The sequence below is a fragment of the Sorangium sp. So ce327 genome (assembly GCF_051530205.1).
Classification (GTDB): Bacteria; Myxococcota_A; Polyangia; order Polyangiales; family Polyangiaceae; genus Sorangium; species Sorangium cellulosum_B.
This window is the reverse complement of sequence record NZ_CP150330.1, coordinates 12,108,630-12,131,739: the sequence shown is the minus strand read 5'-3', so window position 1 is coordinate 12,131,739 and position 23,110 is coordinate 12,108,630. Positions and strand designations below refer to the sequence as shown.

Here is a 23,110-nt window from a genome sequence, read left to right as displayed (position 1 = left end):
CGCCGTCCTGATCGAACCGGACGGGACGCGCATCCCGCTCGACGTCCCGGAATGCTCCGGGGGAGAGCCGATCGTCCGCGTGATCTTGGAGCGGCGTGATACCGGCGCGTTTCTGTATCGTGGGGCGATGGCGTTTTCGCTCGCCGAGCCGCGCGCGCCGATGACCCCGCGGGGGATCGAGCCGGAGATCCGCGAGTGGCCCTGCGCGGACGATTCCTGTCGGAGCATGCGGGAGATCGCCCCGGGGACGCGCCTTGCAATGCCGATCATGCAGCAATGCCCCGACGCTCCCCGGACGGAGACCGCCGAGGTGGTGTTGCCCCTTCCGCCGGCGACGGCGGCGAGCTGCACCGATGGGCGATGGCCGCGGTGGTGTGTGGATCCGGGCGATGGCACGGATCGAACTTGGATCATCGAGTATGGGTGGAGGATGGGCATCCCCCGAGAGGCCGTCGTCGAGGTGCGCGAGGGAATCGTCTCAGTTCGGAGCATGGGCAAAGCGCGACGTGTTCTGCCGAAAGAAGAGGTCGACGAGCTGATGTCGAGCCTGGAGAAGCTCTGGCAAGGGTCCCTCGAGAGCCACCAGGGTTGTCGTGACGGGACCGTCACGCTCGTCCATGCGCGGAGGTCGGGGGCGTGGAAGAGCATCGTTCGCAGCGGTTGTAGCGGCGTTCCTGGGCTCGCGGGACCGTTGTGGCGCCGGCGAAGGCCCGAGCGTTGAGCCCAGGAGGAGGGGAGCAAGCCCCTGGTGGAGAGCTTCTATGCGGCGTCGCAAGGGGGCGGCGCTCGGCGGGCCCGCCTGCGGCGCGCGCCGAGGAGCAGCGCGAGCCCGGCGGCGGCAAGCTGCCAGTCGGAGCCCGAGCCCGCCGCGCTGCAGCCGCTGCTGGAAGGCGGGGTCGGGCCGGGACTCACGTCGCTCGCGCCGGCGCTCCCCGCGCTGGTGACAGCTCCGCCGTTGCCGGTTCCGGCGCCCGCCTCGCCAGCATCAGCGCCTCCTGCACCAGCGTTAGCGCCACCATTGCCAGCGGCAGCGCCTCCAGCGCCGGGGCCGCCATTGCCGGTGTCTCCAGCGCCAGCGCCTCCTGCTCCAGCACCAGCGCCGCCGTCGCCAGCGCCTCCCTCGCCAGCGCCGGCGCCGCCATTGCCAGCACCGACGCCGCCGTCGCCAGCGCCTCCCTCGCCAGCGCCGGCGCCGCCGTCGCCAGCGCCTCCCTCGCCAGCGCCGGCGCCGCCATTGCCAGCACCAGCGCCGCCGTCGCTAGCGCCTCCTGCTCCAGCGCCACCACCTCCTGCGCCGGAAACTCCTGCTCCAGCGCCACCACCTCCTGCGCCGGAAGCTCCTGCACCAGCGCCAGCGCCGCTGTTGCCGGCGCCAGCGCCTCCTCCAGCGACGGCGCTCCCCTCTCCGTCGCCAGCGCCTCCCGCGCCAGCACCGCCGTTGCCGGCGCCAGCGCCTCCTGTTCCGCCGCCGGCACCCCCCTCTCCAGCGCCACACTCCGCGCTGCTCGATGGAGATCCGGCGCACGCCCCGGCGTCACAGGAATCGTCGAGCGTGCACGCGTCGCCGTCGTCACACGGGACGCCGTGGGCAGGCGTGCACACCCCGTCCACCGTGCCGCCCGCCGCGATGGAGCAGGCGCTGCACTCACCATCGCTGCACGCCGACGCGCAGCACACGCCGTCCACGCAGATCCCGCTCGCGCATTGCGTGGCGGTCGAGCAGGGCGCGCCGTTCATCAAGGGGTCACTGGCATACACGACGGCGCTGTCTGTGTTGAGGCCCTCGCGCGTCGACCAGAACCACGTGTACCCACCCGCAACGAGGACTCCGCCGTCATCGAGCGACGTGGCGGAGTGATAGCCTCGCGCAGCCGGGATGTTGCCGCCGGGCGACCACGCGTTGGTGACCGGGTCGTAGAGCTGGACTCGATCGTAGGTGTCGTGGGCGTGCTCCAGGTAGATCGAACTGCATATGGTCCCTGCCCAGGGGTACGCATAGTAGATCGCCTCGATGCCTCCGCTGATCATGACCTGGCCGTCGGGGAGCCGCGCGGCCGCCTCGCCGAGCACGCCGAGCCCGGCCACGTAGGTCCAGTCATCCCACGAGCCCGTCGCGGGCGTGTCGCCCCACTTGCCCGGCGCCGCGGTCCACGCATCCGCAGCAGGATCGTAGACCTCGGCGGCGCCGGCGAGGCCCGTGACGAGCACGCGTCCGTCGAGGAGCAACGTCGCCGTCAGCCAGCGAATGGGGTCGAGCGGCGCCGCAGCCGACCAGGTCGCCGTCACCGGGTCGAAGATCTCGACGGCACCCGCGGCCGGCCCGGACGTGCCGCCCGTGACGAGCACGCGTCCATCGAGCAGCCGGGTGGCCTGGTGACCGGCGCGGACACCCAGCATGGGGGGTCCTGAGGTCCACGTGTCGGTCGCCGGATCGTAGATCTCGGTGCTCTCCGTCGCCGTGGACCCGGCCCGTCCGCCGGCGAGGAGGACCCGCCCGTCGTCGAGCAGCGTGGCCGTGTGGCTCACCCTCGACATCGACGGCGGCGAGGCCGGAAGCCATGCATCGAGCGCGGGAGCGTAGATCTCGACGCCCGGGCCCCCCGCCTCTCCGCCGATGACAAGCACCCTCCCGTCCGCGAGGCGTGTCGCGGTGTGACCGCCGCGCACAGCAGCCATCGGCGCGGCCGCCAGGAACGCGCCCGTCGCGGGATCGTAGATCTCCGCGCTGCCAAGCGGCATCGTCGAGTACTTCGGATCGCAAATGATCCCCTCGTCCAGGCCCAGGAACCCCCCCGCGATGAGGACCCTGCCGTCGTCCAGCAAGGTCGCGGTGTGCTCGGCGCGCGGCGTGGTCATCCTGCCGGTCGCCACCCACAGCGGGTCCACGAGCACGGCCTCCTCCGGCGGGGCGTCGACCCAGAGCGAGAGCGTCGAGCCCGCGGCGTCGAGGCGCGTCGAGACCCTCCGGCCCCCGCGCGCGAAGGCCGACGGCGCCGTCACCGCGAGGCGCGCGACGCCGGCCTCGTCGGCGAGCTCGATCGCCGCGCCGCGCCGCCGCAGCGTCGCGCCCTGAACGGACCACACGGCGACGGGCGCGTCCGGCCGGAAGGTGGCCGGCCGGAGGAGGAGCCACTCTTCGTATCCCCCGTGCGCCGCCGTCCAGAAGGAATACCCACCTTCGTGCGCATAGGCGACGGCATCCCCGCCGGCGATCTGGTGAGTCCCCACGAGCCGCCCGGCGCCGAGCCCCCCGCGCTCGCGGACGCGCACGTGAAAGCCGTCCGGCAGCTCGATCCGGATCTCATCGCTCCCGTGCTCGGGCAGGTGGACGACGAGCCCCAGCGACGACGACCCGCTGCCCCGCGCGGCCTCGCCGCGCGCCGCCGTCACGGAATAGCCGCGCTCGCCGCGCGCCAGGGCGCCGTCGGCGGCGAGCACCAGCCCGGCCTGCTCCGGGAGGAGGGCGCGCAGCTCGGCCTCGGCGGGGTCGAGCTCGTCCTGCATGTCGCTCGCGCAGCCGGCTGAAAACACGGCGGTGAACGCCATGAGGCAGAGCCAGAGCGCGGTCGAGAGCCCCGCGCCGTGGCGACGATCCGGCGTGACGCACGGCCGCTGCAGCGCGCGCGCCGAGGGCTCGCGGGAGCGGGGCGAGCGCCGCTCACCGCCAGGTGACGGGCCGCCGGTGGGAGATGGAGACGGTCGCACGGCGGGCGTGGGGTCGTCGAAGCGACGCATACGGCTGCTTCGATGCGCCCGCTCGGCCGGCATTCACGCCGGGCACCGGCGAGGTTTCAACTGGGCCAACCTCGATCACGCCCGCCCGACGGGCACAGCACCTCGACGCTCCTGTTGTGCATCGCGGCGTTTCGGAGCGCGAGGGTACCGTCCTGGCTGCCAGGCGCGCCGCGCGACGTGGTCTGTGCTAGCGTCGCGTCGTGGCAAGGCGAGACGTCTGGGAGGAGATCTACCGCCGCTTCGACCCTGTCGAGCCCGTGAAGGACCCGGCCTGGCGCGCTCCGCGGCCGCATACACCGGTCGACCGCATCGTGCGCCGTCTCGACCTGCCGTTCGCTGACCCGCGCATCCTCCTTGCGGGTACGGTCGGTACCGGCAAATCAACAGAGCTGCTTCGCCTGAGGGAGGCGCGGGAGGCCAAGGAGTTCGTCCTGTTGCTCGATCTGCACCGGCACTTCGCGTGGATGGGTGACGGCGAGGCGATTCAGCGCGTCGCGTCCTGGGAGGTCATCTTCCTCGTGGGGCTCTCGGTGCTCGGCGCGGCGCGGGAGACATTGCCCTACCCGGTGCCGCAGCAGCACGTCGAGGATCTCAAGCAGGCCTGGGAGCAGGTCGCAGAGGCCACCGAGACGCCGAAGACCGCCGAGATCGACGTGGGAAAGGTTGCCTCGGGCATGATCACCGCCAGCTCGGTGCTCGTGCCGGCGCTCGGGTTGTCGGGAGGCGTGGCGACCGGCGTGGCGGCGGGGATCGGTGCAACGAAGGCGATTGCTGAGGGCATTCGTCGCATGGTGCCTGTCGGGCGCAGCGGACGTACGCTGCCCGACCAGGACGAGGCCATGCAGACGCTGCTTGGAGCGGTCAACGTCCTCGTCGGCCACATGCAGCAGCATCATCGGCGCATCTTGCTGCTCATCGATGGACTCGATCGCATCCGCGACGAGGAGCGCGCGCTCACGCTTTTCCTGCGCTCGGAGCTGCTCAGCCAGATCGCCTGTCCCACCGTCATCTGTGCCCCCTTCGCGCTGCGGAGCGCGCCTGTAGGCGCGGCGATCCCGCGCTTCGATACGGTCGTGCTCGCGAATGAGCCCGTGCTGGACAAGGTCCATCCGGAGCGTCCGGGCCCAGGGGTCGCCTTCTTCGCCGAGATGTATCGCCGAAGGACACGGGATCTGCCTGCGCTCGACGCGCTCAGCGAGGACTCGCTGGAGCGCCTCGCATATGTATCGGGCGGTCGCGCACGTGACTTCGTCAAGCTCGTGCGTGGAGTGGCCGAGCGCGCCTGGACGGCGGATGTCACCACGGCGACGCCTGCGATCGTGGAAGACGCCGTGGACGAAGCGCGCCGCGACCGCGAGCGCGGGCTCGACGTCGGTCACCTCGGCGTGCTTCGCGCGGTGATGGCGGATCTCCAGCGGCAGCTTCCTGAAGACGCTCGCGCGCGACAGCTCCTCGATTGGGGGCACCTGCTCCCGTATCCCAACGAGTCCGAATGGTACTACCCGCATCCGCTGCTCACGCTGCACCTGCTGCGGGCGCCTGGCTCGATCGGCTGAGCCGGATCCTGCGGCTCGCCGGGCGCGGCGTGATCGTGCTCATGGATCGGGCGCGTCCGGAGCGGCTGGGCGAACTTGTGCGCCACCTGCTGCGCGATCGGCCGGACGCCGACGTGTTGACCGAGGCGCCGGCCCTCGTGTCGCTGCCGGAGGGAAGCACCGTCGTCCTCTGCGTGCGCGCGGCTGACGCCGCGTGGCTCAATCAAGAGCGGCCGGTAGTGCAGGAGCGGGCGCTGCACCTCGTGCTGTTCAGCGACGAGGAGACGACGCTCCATCTCGCCCGACGTGCGGTCGACTTCTACGATTGGATCTCGCATCGCATCGACTGTCCTGAAGGGCCGCCCTCCTTCGCCCTGAGGGACTTACGGCGCGCGGCGTGCACGCGGGCGCCGGCCATCGGGTGGCTCGGTGGCGATCTCGAGGAGACCGTCGCACGGGCGCTGCCAGGCCGGAAGGTCGAGCGGGTCTCGGCCGCGCAGCCGTACTCCGCGCTAGTCGAAGCGCTCCGGCCGAAGCCAAGGACATGGGTCGCCGTGGAGGATCTCGAGACCTCCGGCCGACTGCGACGCTCGCGCTGGGCTGCGGCGGAGGTCGGACGCAAGGGCCGACTTCTGCTCGTCTCGCCGGCGAATACCCTCTCGGGGCTCCCCAGGGTGCATGGGCGGGCGCTGACCCTGGACGACGGCGCGGGACGCCTTCGCGCGGTGGGAATCCAACGCTGCGTGCGGCTCGCGGCGCAGCTCGAGCTGTCGCCGGACGCGATCGATGACGCGGCGGGGCTGGCGCGCGCGGGGGTGTCCGAGGCAGAGCTCTCGGCGCTCGCGCTCCGGGAAGATGACCCGGGCGGTGCGCTCGCGCGCCTCGCGCAGCAGCGCGGGCGAGAGAGCGCGGCCGCGAAGGAGCCCGACGTCGAAGAGCCGGGCGCCGAGCGGAGCGAGCGCTTCTGCCTGCCCGACTGGCCCGGGCGCATCGAGCTTGCGATCCGGGCAGACGACCCGGATGTGGCGGCTCACTGGGCCGCCGGCTGGGTGGAGGCGACGGAGGGCAGCGCGAGGGCGACCGCTGCGATGGCCCGCCTACGCGCATTTTCAGGCGATCTCAGCGAGGCTCGCGCGCTGCTCGATCGAGCTCGCGGGCGAACGCAAGATGGCATCGACGATGAGACGCGCTTCGAGCTGCGGCGGGCAGAGGGGCTCCTGCTGTCGTCCGAGGGGCGCACCGCCGAGGCGATACAGGCGTTGCGCGATGCGCTGGAGCGGGGGCGGCGACTCGGACGTTCGATCGAGGAGCGCGGCGAGCTCTACGACGCCGCGGTGCGGGCCCATATCGGAGCGGGGCGCCTGAAGGACGCGCAACGCCTGCTCGACGAGTGGACAGGGCTGCTACGGCGCGCGTACGTCGATGTACCACTCGATATCCTCCTGGTCCGGACGACCGCAGAGCTGCTGCAGGCGCGCGGGGACACGCACGCTGCCTCTGAGCTCCTGGAATCGGTGCTCCAGCGATTGCCTGAACACGATCAACCGAGCCTTGGTGTGTTCGAGCAGTGCCTCGCTCAAGCATGGATCGCGCAGCGGCGCTTCGGTGAGGCGGAGCGCCTGCTGCGCAGCGCGATCGAGCGCGACCAGCGCTTCGGTCGTCGGACCCTCTTTCTTCGTCACGAGCACGGCCGCGCGCTCTTGGAGCTGGGCCGCTTTCAAGAGGCCGAGCAGGAGCTCCGCCGGGCGCTTTCGGAAGTACCCGAGAGCAAGATCACGGCACCGACGCGCCACGAGCTCGCGCGCTGCCTCGAGGCGCAGGGCCGGTTCGACGAAGCCGAGGCGCTGCTCGATGAGGCCTTGGCCGAGCTGCGGCGGGACGGCGCCGCGTACGGGGCGCAGTACGCTGCATCTCTCTACGAGAAGGCGCGTCTTCACCGGCTCCGAGGTGACCTCGTAAGCTCTGAAGAGCTGCTGCGTGAGGTGCTTCGGGTCGAGGAACGTGCCCTGGGTCGCGCGCACCCGGCGCTCCTCTCGACGCTCTCGGAGCTCGGCGGGACGCTGATCGACCTCGGGAAGCCGCACGAGGCAGAGCCGCTGCTTCGCCGTGCCACACACCTGGCCGAACAGAGGGGGGATCGCCTGGGCCTCGCAGCTGAGCTGGCGCAGCTTTCTCGCGCGCAAGCTGCCCGGGGCTTCGCCCACGCCCGCGATACCGCCCGCCGCGCTCTTCAAGTGACGAGCACAGCGGACGGCGAGCTCGCCCCGGTGCTAGTTCGTGAGGTGGAAGCCATCGCGGCGGGCGCGATGCCACGCACGCCGGCCCGCTCGCGTCCGAGCCGATAGTCCGTCCGCACGCGGGCGCCGCTCGGTGATCGCCTCTCCCTGCAAGGCGCACGTGGTTGCCGACACAAGATCTGTTGAATTCGCGGCCAGCCCTGCCCAGCATCTCTCGCCGAGTCAACCCCCGCTCGATTACAAGCGATTACAGCGCGCCGCCCCTCCTCTGCTCGCCGGCCACGTTTCCCTCGGTGTCGTGAGCATGGCTCCTCGCAGCAGGATTCAGGCGCCTCTGCGCGCCAGACGACCTTGACAGCCACTCTCGATACGCGACCATCCTCCGGTCACTCTCAACCAGGAGGGAGCTCATGCCCCTGACACGCACCGTGAACAACACGCCCGGATCCACGTCCTCCAAGGCCAGGTCGTCCAGCAGGACGCACACCGCGAAGGCGAAGCGCTCGGCCGCAAAGACCCACGACCCCACCTCCGACGAGGCGCTCCTCGCGCTCGACCCGGGCTACGCGTCCCCGCCCGATATCCCCCTGAGCGTCGCCGAGCGTGAGCTCACCTCCCTGACGCGCCTCGCGGGCGCTCAGCAGGCGCGCCTCTCGAAGATCGGTATCGCCGCCGACAAGGTGGATCTCCTCGCGCGCTTCGCGCGGCGGCTCGGCGCGATCGAGAAGGCGTGGCAGAAGGCGCGCAGCGCCGTGAAGCTCACGTCCGCGCAACGGAGGCTCCGCGACGAGGCCGAGGCGCTCGACGCGAAGCTCGTGGCCGGCGGCCGGTGGGGATGCCGGAACGACGACGCCGCCCAGGCGGAGCTCTCGCGCATCGCCGAGGGCTCCGGCCTGGCGGACACCATCCAGGACCTGCGCGATCTCGCCGACTTCTGGGCCGACCACGAGGGCGCGCTCGGCGTGACCGATATCACGAGCAAGGATCTCGCGAGGGCCAGCGCGCTCGCCGACGCCCTCGAGGACGCCGCCGCCAACGAGGCCTCGGACGCGAGCGCCGCGCAGGCGCTCGAGCTCCGCAACCGCGCGTTCTGGGCCGTCGACGAGCTCGCCAGGGAGATCCGCGAAGGCGGCCGCTACGCCTTCCGCGATCAGCCCAAGCTCGCAGCGAAGTTCGTCTCCCGCTATCGGGCGAGCGTGAAGCGGCGCTCCCACCGGAAAACCAAGGCCAACGCGCCCGTCACCGTCCCGGAGCCGGCCCCGGAAGTGTAACCGGCCCCCGCGCAGCCCGATCCTCCCACGCCCGCGCTCGATCCTCCCACGCCCGCGCTCGATCCTCCCACGCCCGCGCTCGATCCTCCCACCTCCCACGCCACGCCCGGGCCCGATCCTCCCGCCCCGCGCCTGGTCCTCGAAGCGGGCGTGTTACAAGGCCGCGTGCACTTCACCATCTCGCACGAGCTCGACGCGCCGCTCGACGCCGTGGAGCTCGCCGTGCTCTCGCCGGACCTCGGGCCTCGGCTCGCCACGCGGGTCGCCTCCCTCGAGAGCGTCGTGACCGTCGAGCACGCGCTCCGCGACGGCGAGCTGCTCCGCGTCCTGCGCTTCCAGGCGAGCGCGCCGCTGCCGATCTTCCGGAGCTACCCCGTGGCCAAGGACGCCATGTCCTGGGAGGAGCGCTCGACGTACCGCCTCTCGGACCACGCCTCCACATGGCAGGTCAGCCCGAAGGAGCAGTGGCGCAGCTACTTCCGCTCCGCGGGGACGTACCGGCTCGAGCGCCTGCCTCAGGGCCGCACCCGCCGCCGGGTCGATGGCGACATCCAGATCCGGCTGAACCTGCTCGGCCCGCTCGTCGAGCGCCTCGCCCTCGCCGAGGTCCAGCGGACGTACGACGCGGAAGCGGATACGCTCAGGGAGCTCATCCGCGCATGAACAACCTACCCCGCCCCCAAAGCCCCGCCCGTTCCCCGCGCCCCACCCGGCTGGGGCGGCTCGCGAGCATCACGCCCCCCGCCAGCGCCGCTCGCCCCGCCAGCGTCGCCGCCGCGCTGCTCGGCCTGTGCGCGGGCCTCGGCGCGCTCGCCGGCGCGACCGCCGCGCACGCCGCGCCGGCCGACGGCCCCTCGCAGCCGCTCCCCGATCCCGGCAAGCCCGTCGCGAGCAGCGACGACACCTCGGCGATCGCGGTGAACCCCGCGAACCTCTCCTTCCTCCCGGGCACCGAGCTCCGGTGGACCTGGGTCCACACCGGCTCCGCCTCGCCGCTGCCCGCGCGTGGCCACTCGATCGCGCTCGGCGTGCCGCTCTGGTACGTGTCGACCGGCCTGCGGTTCGACTTCATCGACCCGCCCGACGCCGCGCCGGCGCCCTTCGACAGCCCGTCGCGCTGGGTCCGCTGGGGGCTCGCCCTCGACACGGGCCCCACCTTCGCCTTCGGCACGACGCTCGGCTGGGGCAGCTCCGACGCGCCCGCGCTCGACGGGTACTTCTCGCTCACGAGCGGCGTCACCCTCCGGCCCTCCACCTGGCTCTCGCTCTCGGCCGTCGCGCGCGACTGGAACCGCCCGGAGAACCGCCTCCGCGAGGCCATCGAGCGCAGCTACGACTTCGGCGTCGCCGTTCGGCCCGCGGGCGGCAGGCGCGCGCTCGAGATCGGGCTCGAGACCTCCTACGTCGAGAACAGCGACCCCGACGAGAGCGGCACCTGGACGCCCCGGGTGACCCTCGGCCTGCGCGTACCCTACGTGGGCACGCTCCGGGGCGACGTGGCGCTGCGCGACCTCACCGCCGACGGCGGCCCGAAGATCGCCGCCATGGCCGGCCTCGACGTCAACGTCGACGAGCTGCAGGTCTCCGCCGGCGGCGTCTTCGGCAACGCCATCACGAAGAGCGGCACCGGCTTCTACGCCGGCGTCGCGCTCCGCAGCTTCTCCGAGCCGGGCGTCCGGCTGCCGGCGCGCGTCGTCCGCGTGCGCCTCGACTCGACCCCGGGCGTGCGCAGGCACACGCGGCTCCTCCAGCAGCTCTGGCGCCTCGCCGAGGACCCGGAGGTCTCCGGCGTCGCGCTCGTGCTCCGCGCGGAGCCCGCCAGCTCGCTCGCCCACGCCGAGGAGGTCTCCGACGCGATCCGCAACCTGAGGAGCCACGGCAAGAAGGTCCTCTGCCACCTCGAGGACGCCGGCGGGCGCTCGCTCCACGTGTGCTCGAGCGCCGACGCCATCGCCATGAACCCCGCGGGCGGGCTGCGCTTCGCCGGCATGTCGTCGAGCTACTTCTACTTCGGCGGCCTCCTGAAGAAGCTCGGCGTGCAGGCCGACATCGTCCGCATCGGCGCGCACAAGCTCGCCGCCGAGCAGTTCGCGCGCGAGACCAGCACCCAGGTCGGCAAGGACGACCACCAGGCGCTGCTCGATCAGCTGAGCGGCGCCTTCCTCGCCGAGGTGAGCGCCGGGCGCCGCATCCCCGTCGAGGAGCTCAAGCGGCGGATCGCGCGCGGGCCGTTCCTCGCCCAGGAGGCGCGGCAGAGCGGCCTCGTCGACCAGCTCGCCTACGACGACGAGCTCGGCCGCGTCGTCGACGAGGTGATGGGGCGCGCCTCCCGCGTCGTCGACGACGACCCGGGCGACGAGGCGCCCGAGCGCTGGGGCCGCTCGCCCAAGGTCGCGCTCGTCTACCTCGACGGCGACATGATCGACGGCGAGAGCCGCTCGATCCCGTTCGTCGGCGTCAAGCTCGCCGGCTCGTACACCGTCGCGGGTGCGCTGCGCCGCGCGCGGGAAGACCGCAGCGTCCGCGCCGTCGTGCTCCGGGTCGAGACAGGCGGCGGCTCGACGCTCGCGGCGGACGTCATCCTGCGCGAGGCGATCCTCACCGCGCGCGTGAAGCCGCTCATCGTCTCGATGGGCTCGTCGGCCGCGAGCGGCGGCTATTATGCGTCCGTCGCCGGCGCCCCGATCTTCGCGAGCCGCTCCTCGATCACCGGATCCATCGGCGTCTTCTACGGGAAGGCCGACGTCACGGGGCTCCTGCAGAAGCTCGGCGTGAGCATCGAGACGTTCCGCTCGTCGCCCCGCGCCGACGCCGAGTCGCTCTACAGGCCGTACACCGACGACGAGCGCGAGCAGCTCGGCGTCAAGGTGAAGCAGTTCTACGATCGGTTCGTCGCCCGCATCGTCGAGAACCGCCACATGAAGGCCGAGGAGGTCGACGCGCTCGGGCGCGGGCAGGTGTGGACCGGCGCCCAGGCCCTCGACCGCCGGCTCATCGATCGCCTCGGCGGGCTCCGGCAGGCGATCGATGAGGCGCGCCGGCTGGGCCAGCTGCCCGACGACGCGCCCATCCAGTCGCTCCCCGAGGAGGACACGTCGCTCCTCGGCTACGCGCTCAGCCTGGTCGGCTTCTCCGCGCAGGCCCAGGGCGAGCTGGCGAAAGCGACCATCCCGCCCGTGATGCTCGACGCCGCGCGCGCCCTCTCGCCGTTCCTCGTGTTCGGCGCGGACAGGCCGCTCGCGCGCAGCGAGTTCGCCGGCGAGATCTCGTTCGGCGTCCCGACGACGGCCCGCGAGGACGAGCCCGGAGGTTCCGCGCCGCCGGCGTCGCCTGCGTCGAAGGAGCGCTGAGCCCATGGAGCAGCTCGAGCCCGCGCCGCCCACGACCGCCGAGCCCGCGGAGCAGGCCGGGCCCGCCGCGCCGCCGCTGCTCCAGGCCCGCGCGGCGCGCATCGCCGTGGACGACGTCGTCGCCATCGACGCGCTCACCGCGGCGACGCGCGGCGAGCGCGTGCTCTGCGCCGGCGACGCGGGCGCGCTCTTCGCGGCGCTCACGGGCGTCCCGTTCTCGGCCCTCCGGAGGCCGGCGCAGGCCGGCGCGGCGGACGACGCGCGCGGCGGGGCGCCCGGGGAGGCGCGCGTCGTGGCCGGGCGCCTCGAGGTCGCCGGCCGCGACGTGGCGCGCTCCGCGCACCGCGCGGCGAGCGGGGCGGCGCCGCTCGATCCGCCGCTGCCGCTCGCGTGGACCGCGGACGCCTACGTCGGCTGGGGCGCGCGCCTCGCGGGGGCCTCGCCGCGCGCGGCGGCCGAGATGGTGGCCCCCGCCCTGGCCCGGGTCGGCCTCGCGGCCTCGCGGAAGCGCGCGCTGAGCGCGCTCGCGCTGCCCGAGCGCCGCGCGCTCGTCCTCGCCCAGGCCATCGTGACCGCGCCCGACGTGCTGATCGCCGAGGATCCGCTCGTCGGCCTCGACGGCGCCGGGGCCGCCTTCGTCCTGGCCGCGCTCGCGGGCGCCACCGAGGGCCGCGGCGCGCTGCTCACGGCCGCGCGGCTCGACGTCGAGGGCCCGCGGGGCGCCCTGGTCCGCGGCGCCACCGACGTCCTCGTGCTCGCGGGCGGCGAGCTCGCCTTCTCGGGCACGTTCGCGGAGATCGCCGCCGGGAGCCGCCTCTACGCCCTCACCGTCCGCACCAACGCGGAGCTCCTCCGCGAGGAGCTCGCCGCCCGGGGGATCGCGCTGCGGGGCGGGCCGGTGCGCTTCGCCGCCGCGCTGCCCGAGGGCGCGACCACCCGCGACGTCGTCCTCGCCGCGACGCGCTGCCGCGCCGCGATCGTCGAGCTCACCCCCCTCTTCTGACCTGCCGCCCGCCGTAGTACCGTGGGCGCGATGTCATCCGAACCCGCCGCGAACAAGCCGACCGCCGCTCAGGTCACCCCGGGCGGCCCGCCTCCCGGAGGTCGACTCGCCGTGCTCACCGCCTTCGCGGTGGGCGCCTCGTGGATCCCGGTCCCGGTGCTCCCCGCGCGGATGCTGCTGCGCATCCGCGGGGCCATCGTGCAGGACACGGTCGCCCGCCACGGCCTCAGCCTCACCACCGACGCGCGCGCGCTGCTCGTCGAGCCCGGCTCGGAGCAGACCACGCTCCGCAAGGCCGCGCAGCTCGTCACGAAGGAGGTCCTCCGGCGGCTCAACCCGGCCCTGGCCCTCGCGGCGGCCGCGCGCGGCCTGGAGGTCTACGCCCTCGGCCACCTCCTCGACCGCTACATCACGCGCTTCCGCCGGAGCACCGCCGTGCGCGTCCACGCCGAGGAGGCGCGCTGGGTCCGCGACGCCGTCGATCGCGCCGTGCGCCGCGCGCTGTCCCCCTCCCTCCAGGCGAGCTTCACCGTCCTGCCGAACGGCACAGAGGACCTGCGCGACGAGTTCACGCGCTGGATCGACGCCTTCCTGCTCGCGGGCGCCTCCGTCCCGGAGTACATCGAGCGCCGCCTCGACGCGGCGTTCGACGAGATCGCCGCCGCCGGCATCCCCCATGACTGACACCGAGGACCGCACCGCCACGAAGGGCGGCGCCGCGGGCCGCGCCGCGGCCGACGCCGCGCCGGAGCTCGATCCGCAGGCCGCGCGCGCCGCGCTCCGGCGCTGCCGCCGCATCATCGTCAAGATCGGCTCGAAGAGCCTCTCCGGCGACGCCTGGGACCGGCTCGCCGCCGAGGTGGCCGCGCTCCGCGGCCGCTCCGGCCGGAGCCTCGTCATCGTGTCGAGCGGCGCCATCGCGCTCGGCGTGGCGAAGCTCGGGCTGAAGTCGCGCCCGAAGGACATGGCCTGGCTCCAGGCCGCCGCCGCCGCCGGCCAGAGCGTGCTGATGCAGCGCTACGAGGAGGCCTTCGGCAAGGTCGGCCTGCTCGTCGCGCAGGTGCTCCTCACGCACGCCGACCTCGCGGACCGCACCCGCACCAACAACGCAAGGAACGCCCTGGCCGCGCTGCTCGAGGCGGGCGCCATCCCGATCATCAACGAGAACGACGCCGTCGCGGTCGAGGAGATCAAGTTCGGCGACAACGACCAGCTCGCGGCGATGGTGACCCCGCTCTGCGAGGCCGATCTCCTCATCCTGCTCTCGGACGTCGAGGGCCTGCTCGACGCCGACGGGCGCCGGGTGCCGTTCGTGCGCAGCGTCGCCCGCGAGGCGCGGCACCTCGCGGGCGCGTCGACCTCCGGCGTCGGCACCGGCGGCATGGCCAGCAAGGTCGAGGCCGCGCGGCGCGCGACGCTCGCGGGCTCGCACGTGGTCATCGGCGCCGCCCGCGAGGCGGGCATCATCACGCGCATCGTCTCGGGCGAGGACGTCGGCACCCTCTTCGCGGCCGTCCCGCAGCGGCTCAGCGCGCGCAAGCACTGGATCGCGTACACGCTGCGCCCGCGCGGCGCGATCCTCGTCGACCGGGGCGCCGCCGAGGCGATCGGCTCGAAGAACCGGAGCATCCTCGCCGTCGGCGTCCTCGGCGTACGCGGCACCTTCCTCCCCGGCGACGCCGTGGCCGTCGTCGACCCGGACGGAGCCGAGATCGCGCGCGGGCTCGCGCGGATGTCCGCGAGCGACGCCGCGCGCACCGCGCGGAAGAAGCGCGAGGAGGCCGGCGATGACGACGTCGTCGTCCACCGCGACGACCTGGTGGTGCTCCCGAGCGAGTAGCCCGCGGCCCCGGCCGCCTTGTAGGTGCGCCAGCCACCCGGCCAACCCCTGATTGCGCGCCGCTCGCGCTTCGCGGGAACCTTCGCGCCGCCCCGCTGTCGCTTGGGTTTACCGCATGTTGACCGCACGCGACTGCCCGTCACCGCCGGCCGCCGCCGACGGCCGGGGGTCCCTGCCGGTTCCTGGAGGTCGGGTGATGCGCTTCGGGTTGTTCGTCGCGAACGGCTTGGTTCTCGCGGGGGTCGTCTGGACGATCGGGCTCGGGCCGAGCGTGCGGGCGTCGCAGCTGCTGCCGCCGCGCGCCGCGGCGGGGGCCGACGAGCTCGCGGCGCTCGAGGCCCGCTACGCCGAGGGCAGGACGCCGGCCAGCGTCACCGCGCTCGCCGCGGCCTACCTGGAGCGCGATCAGCCCGGGCTCGCCTCCTCGGCCCTCGACGCGGCGCCCGGCGAGGTGCGCGCCCTCCCGGAGGCGGCGCTCCTCTCGGCGCGGGCGCTCCTCCGCCGAGGCCGCGTCCAGGACGCCCTCGCCGCGTCCGAGCAGGCGTCGGCGGCCTGCGCGGCCGGCGCCTGCCCCGCGTGGCTCGCGGCGAAGTCCGAGCACCAGCGCGCCTTCCTCGAGCAGCTCGTCGCCGCGGGCGTCGAGGATCCGCAGGTCGACGCGGCCGCCGCCCGCGCCGCGCTCGACGCCTACTCGCGCAACGCGAGCCAGGTGCGCCTCGTCGCGCTGCGCTAGCGCAGCGCGGGGAACATCGATGCACGCGCGAGCGTAAGCGCAGGCGTAAATGTACAGAGCAGCTACAAATGCGACGGCTAAACGGCTAGACGCACGATGTGATCTGCGATCGTCGAGGCCGTATCCAAGCTTGGAAACCCTGTCGTTGTCGAATGACGGTCACCGCCTTATGCCGTAGTCTTTGGCTTTGCTCGGCGCGTTCGTACCGGGGGCGCTGTCCGAGAGAACAACCGGTTGCGCTTGGGAGGGTCTCCCTCAGGTGGAACAGCCGCAAGCTCGCACGCTGGGCGCCCTGGCGACCGCATGGACAGGGTTGTACCGACGCGGCGCCGCCGTTGCGGCCGCGCTCGCCCTCACCGTCGCCGCGGGCTGTGCGCGGCCGATCACCAACGCGGGGCTGCCGATCCCCGCGGCGAAGCCGGGCATGGAGCAGCGCCCGTTCGAGCTGCGGCCGCCGTTCGAGCTGGCGACGAACGAGGACGCGATCGTCCGGATCGTCACCGACGTGACGTGCACGGGGACGCTCATCACCGAGGACCTGGTGCTCACCGCGCACCACTGCGTCGCGGCGCGGGACGACAACGGCAGGACGCTGCGCCGCGATCAGGATCCCGAGGCGATCTCGATCGAGCTCGGGGGCGACCACCTGCCGTGGGGCGACGTGAAGGTCCGCGCGGTGGTGTCGCCGGACTGCGGGTACACGTCGGGCGAGGGCGACATCGCCATCCTCGTGCTGTCGCGGCGCCTCATCGGGATCCCGACCCTCCCGCCGCGGATCGAGGCCGAGCCGGCCTCGAAGGAGCAGGTGACGCCCTACGGCTTCGGCCGCTGCGCGCTCTCGCGCGATCCGATCCACCTCGCGCCGCGGCTGGGCGGCACGATCGACGCCGTGAGCCCGGGGCACTTCGTCGCGACCGCCTCGATCTGCCCCGGCGACTCGGGGGGGCCGGCGCGCAGCGATCGGGGGGGCGACGTCGTCGGCGTGATCTCGTCGAGCGTGATGGACGGCGACGAGCGCACGACCGGGACCTCGTATTTCAGCCGCCTCGACGTGTGGCCCGAGCTCTTCTCCGCCGCCCGCGAGATCGCGGCGGGCGCGAGCCCGAGCGAGCTGCCGCCGTACCGGGGGTGCCTGCGTTGACGGCGCGGCGGCGCCTTCGAGCTTCGCTTGCCCGCCGCCTGCGACCGGAGCTGCGCTAGGCTGCGCTGCGGCATGCGGAAGCTGTTCAACGGGCTGCTCTGGATCGTGGGGACCCTGCTGTTGCTCGGCGTCGTGCTCCGCGCGCTCGTCCTCGACGTCTGGGTGGTGCCGAACGACCCGATGCTCGGCGCCGCGCTCGCGCCGAGCCTCGCCCCGGGCGACGCGGTCGTCGTGCTGACGCGGGGCACGCCCGGCTTCGGCGAGCTGGTGCGGTGTCCGGATCCCGAGGCCCCCGGCAGCCACATCGTCGGCCGGATCGCGGGCTTGCCGGGCGACAAGGTCGACGTCGACCACGCCGTCCTCCTCGTGAACGGGCAGAGCTACGACGCCGAGACGGCGTGCGCCGAGCCCAAGGTGAGCATCACCGACCCGGCCACGGGCAACCCGGTGCAGCTCTCGTGCGACATGGTGATGATGGGCCCCGGCCTCCACCCCCGGGCGACGGGGCGCAGGCCCCCGCTCGAGCGCCGCCGCCACGTCGAGGTGCGGCCCGACACGGTCTTCCTGCTGAGCGACAACCGGAGCTACCACGACGACTCGCGCGACTTCGGGCTGCAGCCGCGCGCCGCGTGCAACCAGCGGATCGTCTTCCGGCTCTGGGGCGGCGCCGGCTGGAGCGACGACCGGCGCCGCTTCACCTTCGTGCGCTGAGCAGGGCCGGCCGTCGCCCCGCCAGCGTCACCTCGAGCTTGACCCCTCCGCTCATCGACGTCTAGAACCGTGTTTCTCTCCACCCGGGTCAGGGACCCCGCGCGAGCAGCGGCCCGGGTTCCCCGTCCTGGCTCGCTTCATCGGTCGGAGGTCCGCCACGGCGGCCTTCCACTGGCGCGGGTCGGAGAACCGCGATCCGCGGTCCTCCAATGCACCGAGGAGACGTTTGCACACCGAGCAGAACGAGATTGGCATCGTCTGTGGCCAGTGCGACCTGTGGAGCCCGATGGGCACCGCGCGTTGCCCTGAGTGCGCGAACGACTTGGCCCTGTTCACGACGCGCCGGGCGAGCTCGACGACCACGCCGGCCCGGCGCTCCCCGACGCCCGCGGCCGGCAGCGCGAGCGCCCGGCTCGACCCGACGAGCGCGCGCGGTCAGGGCCGGGGCCCCAAGACCACCTCGTCCAAGAGCGATTTCGCCGAACTCTCCCAGGAGGAGCTGATGGAGCAAGCCCGTAACTACGTCTGCCGTTCCTGCTCGAGCGGTGTCCCCTCGGGCCACAAGTTCTGTGGGAGGTGCGGAACGGCGGTCCCGCCCGAGATCCTCAACGCGCAGACGCTGTTCTTCGGGGACATGCAGAACCCGGCGAAGGCGAAGCTGATCCTCATCCGCGGCGAGGGCATGGACGGCCTCTCGTTCCACCTCAAGGCGGAGCAGCACATCGTCGGCCGCAACGGGCAGCTCGTCTTCCCGGACGACCCGTTCGTCTCGCCGAAGCACGCGAACTTCTTCTACCGCGACGGCAAGCTGGTGGTGCGCGACGAGGGCTCGCTGAACGGCGTGTACATCCGCGTGCGCGGCACCATCGACATCACGCCGGGCGACACGTTCCTCGCGGGCGAGCAGCTCTTCCGGCTCGATCCGACGCCGCGCGCCTCCGACGGCCAGGATACGGACGGGACCTTCTTCTACTCCTCGCCGAAGCACCCGAGCCCGTTCCGCCTGACGCAGGTGCTCCAGGGCGGCGCGGTCGGCATGACCGTCTGCGCGCGCGGCACCTCGCTGCAGATCGGGCGCGAGGGCGGCGACCTGAACTTCCCCGTCGACCTGTACATGTCGGGCTCGCACTGCCGCCTCGAGGAGCACAACGGCAAGTTCACGCTGACCGATCTCAACAGCCGCAACGGCACGTACGTGCGCATCAAGAGCGAGCGCGAGCTCGCCCACGGCGACTACCTCTTCATCGGCCGCAAGCTCCTGCGCGTCGAGCTCAACACGAACTAGCCCCCGGCCGCACGGGCGCAAAGGGCCCTCGCCCATGACCACCGCTCGCTGGCCCCTCGACGTCCTCCGCGCCGGACCGGTCGCCGCGGGCGCGACGCTGTGGCGCAGCCGCGGCCAGCTCCACGTGACCCTCATCGCCAAGGCGACCTTCGCGATGGTGCCCGGCGGCGAGGCGCGGCGGAGCGAGCCGCTGGAGATCGTCCGGAGCGAGGTCTACGCCCGGGGGAACCCGATGAAGCCGCTGCTCGCGGCGAGCGAGCTCGCGCCGTGGCTGGGGCGCGCCGAGGTGGTGCTCACCGGGCACGCGTGGGCGCCGGGCGGGGCGCCGGTCCGGGGAATGGCGGTGCGGCTCGCGATCCTGCGCGCGGGGGCGGCGCTCGTGGACAAGCGCATCGAGGTCGTGGGCGATCGGGCGGGCGGCGCGGCGGCGGGCGCGTTGCCCGAGCCGTTCGTGAAGATGCCGATCGAGTACCAGCGCGCGTATGGCGGCCCCGGGGAGCCGGAGAACCCGCTCGGCGTCGGCGCCGATGCCGACGAGCGCGGCGGCGCGCTGCCCAACCTGCTGCCGCCGGGCGGGGGGCGCGCGCCGGTCGGCCTCGGGCCGATCCCGCCGATCGTGCCGAGCCGAGCGCGGCTGCTGCGCGGGCTCGCGCGCGCAGAGCTGGAGGGGATCGCGTCGATCCCGGACGATTTCGACTGGTTGTACTTCCAGTCCGCGCCGGCGGATCAGCGGTTCGATCGGGTGCTCGGCGGCGAGCGGATCGTGCTGGAGGGCCTGAGCCAGCACCACCCGACGCTGGCGATGCGCCTGCCGGCGCTGCGGGCGCTCGCGACGATCCTCCTGCCGAACGGCGCGGCGCGGTGGCTGCCGCTCGTGGGCGACACGCTGATCGTGCAGCCCGACGCCGAGCGCTGCGCGGTGGTCTTCCGCGGGAGCTTCCAGGTGGCCTCGGAGGAGGTGCTCCCGGCGCTGCGCGCCGCGGTCGGCGTGGAGGTCGGGGACGAGCCGGTGCCGTGGCCGGACCTCAGCGAGGCGCCCGCGGGCGCGTCGAGCGCGGCGGGCGCGGCGGCGGGGGAGAGCGCGAAGCGGACGGACTGGAGCTCCACGGTGCGGCTCGGGGAGGGCGACGTGGTGGACGCGCCGGTGAGCGTCGCGGGCGTCGCGACGGGGCGAGAGCCGGCGCGCGAGGGGGCGCACCCGCTCGAGGGCACGTTCCCGCTCGATGACACGCTGCCGCCGGCGGGGAGCGAGAGGAGGCCGCGCGAGGCGCGCACCGTGCCCCTGCCGCCCGTGCTGCCGCCGGCGGGGAGCGAGAGGAGGCCGCGCGAGGCGCGCACCGTGCCCCTGCCGCCCGTCAGGGTCCGAGGCCCGGGCCAGGACGACGCGATGAGCGCGCCGTTTCCGATCGCGCCTGCCGGGACGCGCGGCGAGCGGGAGGGCGGCGAGCGCCCGAGCGCGCCGTGGGCGGCGGGCGGCACGGCGGCGGTCCCGGCGATCGCGTCACCGCTGGAGGGCACGGTCGATCTCAGCGAGCCGGAGGCCGCGCCCGCGCCGCCTGCACCTGCGCCCGCGCAAGACACTGCGCCTGCGCCTATGCCCGTGGAGATCGCCGCGCATGCACCTGCGCCAACGCAGGCCGCCGCGCATGCACCTGCGCCAGCGCAGGCCGCCGCGCCAGCGCAGGCCGCCGCGCCAGCGCAGGCCGCCGCACCAGCGCCCGCGCGCGCCTCAGAGCCGCTGCCCGCGCCGGTGCGCGATCCTCAGATCGAGCGTTCGCCCGAGCCGCGCGCGCCGCCCCCGGCGCCGTCCGCGCCGAAGCGAGAGCGGCCCACTCTCCTTGGCAGCCTGTACAAGCGCTTCCGCAAGGACTGAGCCGGAGCGAGGATGGAGGGACCACCATGTCGGAGGGAGCCGTGGTTCGGGAGCGCGCCACGTCCGCGCGCGCCGAGGAGTACCTGGGGCCGGCGCACGTGCTGGAAGCCCGCGGCCAGGCGGTTGTGGTCGAGCTGCCGGACGGCGAGAGCGCAGAGGCGACGATGGCGCTGGCGCTCCCCTATGCGCCCGCGGTGGGCGACGTGCTCCTGGTGATCGGCCGGGGCGCGCGCCTCTATGTCATCGGCGTCCTGCACGGGACCGGCAAGGTGACGCTGGAGCTCCAGGGCGACGTCGACGTCCGGGCCGCGGGCGGGGCGCTCAGGCTGTCCGGGGACCGGGGCGTGGAGCTCCGGGGGCCGGAGGTGGATCTGCACGGCGACAAGGTCCGGGTGTTCGCGGGAACGCTCGTGCAGAAGGCGGCGTCGCTCGTCCAGCGCGTGACCGGCCTGTTCAGCCTGCACGCGCGCGAGAGCCACACGGTGGTGGACGGCTCGGCGACGACGAAGGCGAAGAGCGCGACCGTGCTGACCGAGGAGACGATGACGATCAACGGGAAGGAGATCCACCTCGGGTAGCAGGGAGGCCGCGCATGAAAAAGGTCAGGCGCCTGAGCCAGGACGGGAACAAGCTGGGGACGGGCGCCGCGATCCAGAAGGAGGGCGGCGCCGCGACCCTCCGCAACTCGCCATCGACCGCAACGAAGGCCGAGGCCCGGACCGACGCCCTCGCCGCGAAGGCGGCCGGCGAGGCGAAGGACGAAGACAGCGAGCCCGAGCCGCCGGACCGCGACGAGCCGAGCTCCGTGCTGGATCTGGCGAGGAACAAGACGGTCGAGGCGTACCATGCCTCGTCGAACAGCAGCCAAGCCGGGCGCGGGATCGAGATGCTCGACGTCGGCCGCAGGCAGCGCGACGCGCTGCTCGATCTGGCGGAGCGCATCGCCGAAGAGGCGCGCAAGACGATCGCCGAGCTGACCGCTCCGCCCCGCCAGGGGCTGAGTTGGTGGCCGTACAAGTCCATCAACAAGCGAAACGACACGAGGGACGAGGCACGTCAGAAAGAGCTCTCTTATGCGGCCTGGGTCGGCGCACGGAAGATGGCGTACACGACTGCCAACAAGGGCACGTCGCTGCACATGAGCATGGACCAGGTGCTCGCCTTTGGAGCTCGGGTCGCGCAGGCGAAGGTCGGCAATTGCCTGGAGCTCTCCGCGCTGGCGGTATGGCTCCTCTCCCGCCCGAAGGAAGCCCACGGCGCCAAGGTGGACATGGTGCGCCTCGGCAAGCGGCTGCCCACCGCGGACAGCGGTGACTTCGCGAGCGGAGATCACGTCTTCGTCGTCCTGAACCCGCCGGAGGCCGACGAGAACGGCGGATATCCGGGCGACTTCGACGACTGGGGCGAGGCGATCATCATCGACCCCTGGGCGAACATCGCCTGCAAGGCGCGTGACTTCCCGGCGCGATGGCAAGAGAAGATGAGGAAATGGGCGCGCAAGGGGAAGGAGATCGACACCGTGACGAAGCACGGCGTGGGCACGAGGCCGCCTGACCAAGAGCCCTGGATCGACGGCATCGTCGTGTTCGAGAAGATCTCGGTCACGAAGTCACCGCCGCCCGCCCCGGCCCCCGGCGGCGGGGCGAAGGACGAGCACGACGCGGAGGCAGACGACCATCACGGCCGGAAGTGCGCCATTTGCAGCGTGATGTGAGAGCGCGGCGAAGGTGAGCGAGGAGGCGATGGCGCTCGGCAGGGAGGAGATCCACCCAGGATAGAAGGCGTGGCGCTCAGATCACCAGGGGCTCGGCTCCCCGGCCTGATTGAAATACGTCGTGACGCCCTCCTCCACGAACCAGCGCGTGATCTTCGCGTTGGGGAAGAGCTTCTGGAGCGCGGCGACGTCCGCCTTGGCTTCCTCGAAGTCGGCGTGAACGGGGTGTTTGGCGCCGCGCTGGGTCGGCCGCGTGACGCGGATCTCCGTCACCTGATCGAAGCTTGCGCGGGCGCGCTCGCGAACAACCTTCTGGAGCGCCGTCCACTCACCCCCGCCGTCCGAGCAGTGAGCGTAGACCGGCCTCCCGTTGACGAGGGCCCAGGCGGAGGCGCAGCCCACGATGTTGCTCGGCCCGCGGCGCTCGTTCTCGCCGATGAGCTCGTAGTCATTGTCGCCGTGCCAGTGCGCCTTCGTCTGCGTCAGCTTCAGTGCCTTGGACCGCGCCCTCAGCGTCTTTGTACTCAACATCTCGCGGTCCCCGGGCAGCGGCGGCACCGGCTCGTCCAGGTGGTCGGAATCGGTGGGGTCGGACTTGGTGCTGGCCGGGACCTTCCCGCCGCGCGCCGTCATCTTGTTGCGGGGATTGAAGCAACCGAAGATCGTCCTCCACCTGGGCATT

Annotated in this window: 17 protein-coding genes; 15 read left to right on the top strand and 2 right to left on the bottom strand. The window is 73.1% G+C overall.

All coding sequences use genetic code 11. From position 1 onward, the window contains the following. Window positions 1-759: 759 nt before the first annotated feature. On the bottom strand, window positions 760-3,735 hold the full coding sequence (locus WME95_RS45480) for a kelch repeat-containing protein (RefSeq protein ID WP_437905444.1): 2,976 nt from the start codon (window positions 3,733-3,735) through the stop codon (window positions 760-762). 257 nt (window positions 3,736-3,992) lie between these two features. Here WME95_RS45480 and WME95_RS45475 point away from each other — a divergent pair, with 257 nt between their 5' ends. From WME95_RS45475 to WME95_RS45405, 15 genes are all read left to right on the top strand, one after another. Further along, entirely contained in the window at window positions 3,993-5,291 is a 1,299-nt protein-coding gene (locus WME95_RS45475; protein ID WP_437905443.1) for a hypothetical protein, read from the top strand. After that, entirely contained in the window at window positions 5,228-7,615 is a 2,388-nt protein-coding gene (locus WME95_RS45470; RefSeq protein WP_437905442.1) for a tetratricopeptide repeat protein, read from the top strand. Before WME95_RS45475 ends, WME95_RS45470 begins: the two co-directional genes overlap by 64 nt. A 302-nt stretch (window positions 7,616-7,917) precedes the next feature. Then, window positions 7,918-8,778 carry a hypothetical protein gene (locus tag WME95_RS45465; protein WP_437905441.1) on the top strand — a complete coding sequence of 287 codons (861 nt, stop codon included), beginning with the start codon at window positions 7,918-7,920 and terminating at the stop codon, window positions 8,776-8,778. A gap of 165 nt (window positions 8,779-8,943) precedes the next feature. Continuing rightward, entirely contained in the window at window positions 8,944-9,441 is a 498-nt protein-coding gene (locus tag WME95_RS45460; protein ID WP_272095963.1) for a DUF2505 domain-containing protein, read from the top strand. Next, window positions 9,438-12,128, top strand: a complete 2,691-nt coding sequence (gene sppA, locus WME95_RS45455; RefSeq protein WP_437905440.1) for a signal peptide peptidase SppA — start codon at window positions 9,438-9,440, stop codon at window positions 12,126-12,128. The genes WME95_RS45460 and sppA overlap by 4 nt, the downstream gene beginning before the upstream one ends. Before the next feature lie 4 nt (window positions 12,129-12,132). Beyond that, entirely contained in the window at window positions 12,133-13,131 is a 999-nt protein-coding gene (locus WME95_RS45450) for an ABC transporter ATP-binding protein (RefSeq protein ID WP_437905439.1), read from the top strand. A 30-nt stretch (window positions 13,132-13,161) separates the two neighbouring features. After that, complete coding sequence (locus WME95_RS45445; RefSeq protein ID WP_437547149.1) at window positions 13,162-13,815, top strand: hypothetical protein; 654 nt, start codon at window positions 13,162-13,164, stop codon at window positions 13,813-13,815. After that, complete coding sequence (proB, locus tag WME95_RS45440; protein WP_437547147.1) at window positions 13,808-14,971, top strand: glutamate 5-kinase; 1,164 nt, start codon at window positions 13,808-13,810, stop codon at window positions 14,969-14,971. The genes WME95_RS45445 and proB overlap by 8 nt, the downstream gene beginning before the upstream one ends. 115 nt (window positions 14,972-15,086) lie before the next feature. Then, a complete protein-coding gene (locus tag WME95_RS45435; RefSeq protein ID WP_437905438.1) occupies window positions 15,087-15,704 on the top strand; it encodes a hypothetical protein in 618 nt (205 codons plus the stop codon). A gap of 259 nt (window positions 15,705-15,963) precedes the next feature. Beyond that, window positions 15,964-16,845: a trypsin-like serine peptidase gene (locus WME95_RS45430; RefSeq protein WP_437905437.1), complete on the top strand. Its 882-nt coding sequence runs from the start codon at window positions 15,964-15,966 to the stop codon at window positions 16,843-16,845. Window positions 16,846-16,917: 72 nt separating this feature from the next. Continuing rightward, entirely contained in the window at window positions 16,918-17,556 is a 639-nt protein-coding gene (gene lepB / locus WME95_RS45425) for a signal peptidase I (protein WP_437905436.1), read from the top strand. A gap of 226 nt (window positions 17,557-17,782) precedes the next feature. Next, complete coding sequence (locus tag WME95_RS45420) at window positions 17,783-18,841, top strand: FHA domain-containing protein (protein ID WP_437905435.1); 1,059 nt, start codon at window positions 17,783-17,785, stop codon at window positions 18,839-18,841. 34 nt (window positions 18,842-18,875) lie between these two features. Then, complete coding sequence (locus WME95_RS45415) at window positions 18,876-20,714, top strand: DUF2169 family type VI secretion system accessory protein (protein ID WP_437905434.1); 1,839 nt, start codon at window positions 18,876-18,878, stop codon at window positions 20,712-20,714. Window positions 20,715-20,740: 26 nt separating this feature from the next. After that, a complete protein-coding gene (locus WME95_RS45410) occupies window positions 20,741-21,292 on the top strand; it encodes a DUF3540 domain-containing protein (protein WP_437905433.1) in 552 nt (183 codons plus the stop codon). A 14-nt stretch (window positions 21,293-21,306) separates the two neighbouring features. Beyond that, a complete protein-coding gene (locus WME95_RS45405; protein WP_437905432.1) occupies window positions 21,307-22,428 on the top strand; it encodes a hypothetical protein in 1,122 nt (373 codons plus the stop codon). Between the two features lie 81 nt (window positions 22,429-22,509). On the opposite strand, the gene WME95_RS45400 is transcribed toward WME95_RS45405, so the two are convergent. Further along, window positions 22,510-23,109, bottom strand: a complete 600-nt coding sequence (locus WME95_RS45400; RefSeq protein WP_437905431.1) for a hypothetical protein — start codon at window positions 23,107-23,109, stop codon at window positions 22,510-22,512. Window position 23,110 lies beyond the last annotated feature (1 nt).

Coding starts and splice junctions, on each gene's coding strand:
- WME95_RS45480 (WP_437905444.1), bottom strand. CDS start 3,735: ATGCGTCGCTTCGACGACCCCACGCCCGCCGTGCGACCGTCTCCATCT.
- lepB (WP_437905436.1), top strand. CDS start 16,918: ATGCGGAAGCTGTTCAACGGGCTGCTCTGGATCGTGGGGACCCTGCTG.
- WME95_RS45470 (WP_437905442.1), top strand. CDS start 5,228: ATGGTACTACCCGCATCCGCTGCTCACGCTGCACCTGCTGCGGGCGCC.
- WME95_RS45410 (WP_437905433.1), top strand. CDS start 20,741: ATGTCGGAGGGAGCCGTGGTTCGGGAGCGCGCCACGTCCGCGCGCGCC.
- WME95_RS45450 (WP_437905439.1), top strand. CDS start 12,133: ATGGAGCAGCTCGAGCCCGCGCCGCCCACGACCGCCGAGCCCGCGGAG.
- WME95_RS45400 (WP_437905431.1), bottom strand. CDS start 23,109: ATGCCCAGGTGGAGGACGATCTTCGGTTGCTTCAATCCCCGCAACAAG.
- WME95_RS45405 (WP_437905432.1), top strand. CDS start 21,307: ATGAAAAAGGTCAGGCGCCTGAGCCAGGACGGGAACAAGCTGGGGACG.
- WME95_RS45445 (WP_437547149.1), top strand. CDS start 13,162: ATGTCATCCGAACCCGCCGCGAACAAGCCGACCGCCGCTCAGGTCACC.
- proB (WP_437547147.1), top strand. CDS start 13,808: ATGACTGACACCGAGGACCGCACCGCCACGAAGGGCGGCGCCGCGGGC.
- sppA (WP_437905440.1), top strand. CDS start 9,438: ATGAACAACCTACCCCGCCCCCAAAGCCCCGCCCGTTCCCCGCGCCCC.
- WME95_RS45415 (WP_437905434.1), top strand. CDS start 18,876: ATGACCACCGCTCGCTGGCCCCTCGACGTCCTCCGCGCCGGACCGGTC.
- WME95_RS45465 (WP_437905441.1), top strand. CDS start 7,918: ATGCCCCTGACACGCACCGTGAACAACACGCCCGGATCCACGTCCTCC.
- WME95_RS45435 (WP_437905438.1), top strand. CDS start 15,087: ATGTTGACCGCACGCGACTGCCCGTCACCGCCGGCCGCCGCCGACGGC.